The organism is Halanaerobiales bacterium, assembly GCA_035270125.1.
GTDB lineage: Bacteria > Bacillota > Halanaerobiia > Halanaerobiales > DATFIM01 > DATFIM01.
Map to the genome: position 1 here is coordinate 1 of DATFIM010000161.1, position 6,219 is coordinate 6,219.

General features: G+C 32.3%; 4 protein-coding genes. 2 read left to right on the forward strand and 2 right to left on the reverse strand.

Going from position 1 to position 6,219, the window contains the following annotated elements; translation table 11 throughout:
* Positions 1 to 910, forward strand: a 910-nt coding sequence (locus VJ881_08335; GenBank protein ID HKL76061.1) for a M3 family metallopeptidase, incomplete at its 5' end; no start/stop codon positions are given.
* 96 nt (positions 911 to 1,006) lie between these two features.
* A complete protein-coding gene (locus VJ881_08340) occupies positions 1,007 to 1,465 on the forward strand; it encodes a hypothetical protein (protein ID HKL76062.1) in 459 nt (152 codons plus the stop codon).
* 72 nt (positions 1,466 to 1,537) lie between these two features.
* Here the strand turns inward: VJ881_08340 and VJ881_08345 are convergent, their stop codons facing one another.
* A complete protein-coding gene (locus tag VJ881_08345) occupies positions 1,538 to 4,591 on the reverse strand; it encodes an efflux RND transporter permease subunit (protein HKL76063.1) in 3,054 nt (1,017 codons plus the stop codon).
* The coding region (locus tag VJ881_08350; GenBank protein HKL76064.1) for an efflux RND transporter periplasmic adaptor subunit at positions 4,588 to 6,219 on the reverse strand (1,632 nt) is incomplete at its 5' end. The genes VJ881_08350 and VJ881_08345, both read right to left, overlap by 4 nt.

A 6,219-nucleotide genomic window follows, 5' to 3' on the forward strand; every position in this document is an offset into this window, starting at 1 on the left:
TCATGAAAATGGACTGCCTTTTTATGATCTTTTTGCCCCAATGGGAGAAAGTAAATCAGATTATAGTTATGAAGAAGCCGCTGAATTCATCATAGATAATTTTGAGTCTTTTGATGAAAAATTAGCCAATTTTGTTGATAATGCTTTTCAAAATAACTGGATTGATGCTGAACCAAGAGAAGGGAAAAGAGGAGGAGCTTTTTGTTCTAATATCCAGGCAATTGGTGAAAGTAGAATTTTAGCTAATTTTAATGGTAGTTTCAGTAATTTAACAACTTTAGCTCATGAATTGGGTCATGCTTATCATGGTAATTGTTTAAAAGATGAAGAAATTCTAAATACCAGTTATCCAATGCCTTTAGCTGAAACTGCTTCTATTTTTAATGAAACAATAATTACAAAAGCTGCTTTAAATAAAACAGATGGAGAGGAATTTTTGGCTATTCTTGAAAATTCCATTTCTCAGGCTGGTCAGGTCATTGTTGATATATATAGTAGATTTACTTTTGAAAAAAATCTACTTGAAAAAAGAAAAAATTCATCTTTAAATGTTGATGAATTAAAAGAATTAATGCTTAAAGCCCAGAAAAAAGCATATGGTGAAGGTTTAGACCACGATTATCTCCACCCTTATATGTGGATCCCAAAACCTCATTATTATTCAGCTGATTTAAATTATTATAATTTCCCCTATGCCTTTGGTCTTCTTTTTGGAAAAGGTGTTTATGCTGAATATGAAAAAAATCCTGAAGGATTCAGAAAAAAATATGATAAACTTTTAGCTCAAACAGGTAAAAATAATATTGAAGATGTGGCTAAAATGCTAGATATTGATGTGCAGTCTGTAGAGTTCTGGAAAAAATCTCTTGCTGTAATAAAAGAAGATATAGCAGAATTTATCAATTATTAAATTACAATTCATATCTCACTCCTATTAATTATTTTTTGCTTGAAAAATAAAAATATGGTATATTTATATTAGATAAAGATTTATAGGAGGTTTTTTATGCAGTATAATCAAAATAATAGTGAAGATTATTTTCTTATCAAAACAGGACGTAAAGCTACAACTAGTGGACTGATATTTACGTTAATTGCTTTTATTTTTGCGATTTTAAATTCCTGGAATACAGTTGGAACTATATTTTTTATGTTATTTGGATCATATGTAGGTATTACTGGATTTTGGGGTGGGTATAATACAAATCTCTGGTTTAGAAAGCAAAAATACAGTATGAATGATTTAGTTTGGAAGATCTTAAGAATTCCAGTAGTTATTTTAGGATCCTTTTTAGGTCTTATAGTCTGGGGATTAATTGAACATCTTTTATTAGTCATTGCAATGGAAGATACAGTAGAAAATAGACATTTTACTTCTCTTATTATTGCTACATTATTACTTTTTCCTTATCTTGGTCCCTGGTTAGAAAATAGAATTAATTATAGTACAAAACCAAAAAAATAACTTATTATAAAAATGCTGTCAGCGAATTATTAACTGACAGCATTTTATTTTACTTAGATTATATTAGGTTATCTATTTAATTTTTTTAGCATATTTCTCAAAAATTGCATATAAAACAGGAACTACATAAAGTGTTAAAAAGGTAGCTACAATTAATCCACTAATAACAACAACTGCCATTGGAGCCTGAATTTCTGCTCCTTCACCAAATCCTAAAGCAATTGGTAATAAAGCAAGGATTGTAGTTAAAGCAGTCATCATTACCGGTCTTAATCTTACAGGAGCCGCTTCAATTATTGCCTCCTTCATTTCTTTTCCTCTCATACGTACAGTATTTATATAGTCAACTAAAACAATAGCATTATTTACAACTATTCCGGCCAGCATTACCAGACCTATAATGGAAACTACTGAAAGAGTATATCCAGTTATAAACAGTCCAAATAATACTCCAATAATTGCCATCGGTACAGTAAACATTATAATAAATGGATCAACTAATGACTCAAATTGAGAAGCCATTACCATATAAACTAAGACTATCGCCAGGATAAAGGCAAAACCTAAATCACTAAAGGCATTTTGCATTTCCTGATATTCTCCACCATATTCAAGATCATAACCAGCAGGTAAAGTTAGATTTTCATCCAATTTATTTCTAATTTCATCCATAGTATCTCCCAGATCTCTTTCAAATAGATCAGCACTTACTGTAACATAACGCTGCTGATTTTCTCTTGTAATTGATCTTGGTCCTGTTTCAATTGCAAAATTTGCTATACTGGATAATTTTACTTTTGAGCCCTGGGGAGATGAGATAGTCATATTTTTTACATCTTCAGGAGAATTTATTTTATTATCAGGTAAAGTTACTGTTACATCATATTCTTCTCCTCCAACTTCATAGCGAGTAGCAGTATTTCCACTAATAGATGTTTCAATAGTTGAACCAATTTGAGCTATACTCAAACCATAGTTGGCAGCTAAATTACGATTAACTTTAACCTGCATCTCAGGTCTACCCTCAGAAATACTATCTTCAACTCCTCTTATTCCATCGATATTTGTTATTTCATTTTTAATTGATTGTGAAATGTTTTCAAGAGTATTGAGATTATTTCCAAGAATTCTAATTACAACTGGTTTACCTCCAGCTATTCCACCTCCACCCATCATATCCTGGGCTTCAATATTTAATTCAACTCCTGGAATATTTATTTTATTTCTCACTTCTTCCATAACTTCCTGGGTTGACCGTTCTCTATTACCTAAATCAGCTAAATTAACAGAAATACTTGCAATTTCAGATCCAGTTTGACTACCACCCATCATCTGACCGGTAGAACCTATATTGGTAAGCATAGTATCAACTTCCGGAATATCAAGAACAGTATTCTCAATTTTAGTTGCTGTTTCTTCAGTTGTCTCCAGAGGAGTTCCAACAGGCATATTAGCAGTTATTGTAAACTGGCCCTGGTCCATTCCTGGAATAAATTCCTGGCCAATAGTTGGGAATAAAAATAAACTACCTGCAAAAAATACGACTACAACTATTAAAACCAACCAGTGATGGTCTATAGCCCAGCTAAGACTGCTGGTATATCCTCCTTTTAATTTTTCAAACCATTGATTAGTTTTTTCTTCTTTTTCATTTGTTTTAAGAATTTTAGAAGCCATAACCGGTATCAATGTCAAAGAAACAATTAAAGAAGCAAGCAGAGCAAAAGCAACTGTTATTGCTAATTCCTGAAATATTTGGGAAGCCATTCCTCCTACAAAAACTACTGGTAAAAATACAATAGCAGTGGTAATAGTAGAAGCTACAATAGCCATACCAACTTCATTACTTCCTTTATGGGCTGCCTCTAACTTACTTAAACCTTCTTTGCGATATCTGTATATGTTTTCTAAAACAACAATCGAGTTATCTACAAGCATACCAACCCCAAGAGCTAAACCACCTAAAGTCATTAAATTTAAAGTTAAATTTCCAAAATATAGGAGCATAAAGGTAGTAATAACAGAAACTGGTATAGCTGTAGCAATAATTATTGTACTCCTTATATTTCTTAAGAAAAACCAGAGTACTAAAACAGCTAAAATAGCTCCATATATTGCATTTCTCCCGACATTACCAACTGATTGTTCTATATAATCAGCCTGATCCATAATAGGCAATAATTGCAAACCATTAGAATCATAATCATTTTGCAATTTATTAATTTCTTCTTTTACTCGATTAGATACAGCAACAGTATTAGCATCAGTAGCTTTTTGCACTGTCAAACCTATACTTGGACTTCCATTAAGTTTAGATTTTGAAGTCATTTCTTTATAAGTATCAGTAACTGTAGCCAGTTCATCTAAAGATACAATACCACCACTTGCTGTAGCAATTTTAATTTCTTTAATTTCATTTAAAGATTCAAATTTTCCTGTTACCCGAACTAAATATTCTATATCTCCTCTGCGGACACTACCCCCAGACATGTTCAGATTATTTACCATTAAAGAGTTGCGGATAGATTCAAATGAAACATTATAATTATTTAATTTATTTTCACTTACTTCTACTAGAATTTCTCTTTCTTTTCCACCTACTAAATTAACTGCAGCAACTCCTTCTAATCTTTCTAAGTTTGGAGAAACCTTATTTTCAATCAACTCTTTTAATTCAGCTAAATCCATATTTGCTGTTACACCCATTTGCATTATGGGCATCATCGAAGGATCAAACTGTATTACAAAAGGGTCATTTACTTCATCAGGAAGAGCATCTCTAATCATATCAATACTTTCACGCATATCCATAGAGGCTGTATCCATATCTGTTCCCCAGGAAAATTCAGCTACTACCGTTGATTGGCCTTTACTTGATGTCGAAGATAAAGTTTGAATATTAGTTACAGTTGCCAGAGAACTTTCAAGTGGTTTTGTAACCATTGTTTCCACTTCTTCAGGTCCAGTTCCACTATAGGAAGTTATAACTGCAGCACCTGGATAGGTTATATCCGGAAATAAATCTAAATTTGTTCTGTTAAAAGATATAAATCCCAGTAAAACAACCAGTAAAACAACCATAGTAGTTGTTACTGGACGTTTTATTGCTAAATTTGATAACTTCATCTACTAATCACCTCTACCTCTTCACCTTCCTGTAGAGACTTATGGCCCTGGGTTATAATCTCTTCACCCTGATTAATACCTTCTATCACTTCTACTTTGTTTTTATTTATTAATCCAACTTTAATCTCTTTTTTAACTGATTTACCATTTTCTATAACAAATACATAGGGCTCCCCATCAAGATCTAAAACCGAATCAGCTGGAATAACTACAACATTTTCTTTGGTATTTAAAGTAAAATTAACATCGGCAAACATACCTGCTTTTAATTTATTGTTTTCATTATTTATCTTAACCATAACTGTATATAATTGGGTCTGTTGATCTCGCATTGGGCTTATATTGGTAATTGTTCCTTCTTTTCCTTCATTTTTATAATCCAACAATTCTACCTCAACTTTTTCATCTTTTTCAATATTTACTAATACATCAGAACTTACTCCAACTCTAACATATGCTGGATTTAATTTAACAATATTAAAAAGAGAACTACCCTGACCTATAAGCTGTCCCTCACTTGTGTTTACATTTGTTACAAAACCAGATATAGGACTGCTAATAACTGCATCTTCTAATCTAAGTCTTGCCTGTTCAAGAGCTGCCTCAGCCTGTTCAACCTGAGCTTCACTTGCTCTAATTTCTTCATCACTGGCTCCAGCTTTAAGTTTTTCATGATTGGCTTTGGAACTCTCTAAGGCAGCTTCTGCCTGTTTAACCTGAGCCAGACTTCTATTTATTTCTTCTTTTCTTGCACCTTTTTGGGCTTTATCTAAATTAGCTTTAGCTATTTTCATATTTGACTCTGAAACTTCGACCTGAGTTTTGGCAGAATCTAATTGTTGATTTAATTCAGTAGGATCATCAAAACTTTCTTTAGTAAGTCTATAACTTTCTTTAGCTGCTTCATAACTAATTTGGGCCTGTTTTAAAGCAATTTCAGCACTTTCTTTGGCAGATCTAGCATTTCTAACTGCTAGTTGGGCATTTTTATACTGACTTTCAACTGCTTCAAATTGCTTTTCAGTAACTACATCATCTTCATATAGATTTTTTGTTCTTTCATATTCTTTTTTAGCCTGTTCAAAATTATTTTCAGCCTGCTCAAGACTTAAGTCGCTTTGTTCATATCTTTTTTCAGCACTTTCCAACTGTTTTTTTGATGTTTCTCTCTGCATTTCCGCATTATTTAACTGTTGTTTAAGTGAAGTCTTGTCATTAACAATTTTTCTAATCGATTCCAGAGATTTTTTTGCTCCTTCATAAGAAGCAACAGCCTGATTATATGATTCTTCTGCTCTTTTAATATCTTCTTCACTTGCCCCTTCTAATAATAAGGTGTGTTGAGCTTTAGCCATCTCCAGAGAAGCTTCTGCCCTTTTTATATTTGCTAAACTCGCATCTATATCATTTTTACTGGCTCCCTTTTTCAAACGGGCAAGATTAGCTTTAGCTGCTTTCAAAGAAGCTTCAGCCTGTTTGAACTGAGCCTGTATTTGATCATCTTCAAAAACAATTAATTTTTCTCCTTTTTCAACATACTGACCCATCTCAACATTCAATTCTTCAATTTTTCCATTTATTTCAGAAATTATAGAAATAGTTTTATCGGGAACAATTCTTCCATTTAC

Bases quoted from the DNA above. Each gene is read 5' to 3' on its own strand.
- VJ881_08345 (HKL76063.1), bottom strand. From the start codon at position 4,591: ATGAAGTTATCAAATTTAGCAATAAAACGTCCAGTAACAACTACTATG.
- VJ881_08340 (HKL76062.1), top strand. From the start codon at position 1,007: ATGCAGTATAATCAAAATAATAGTGAAGATTATTTTCTTATCAAAACA.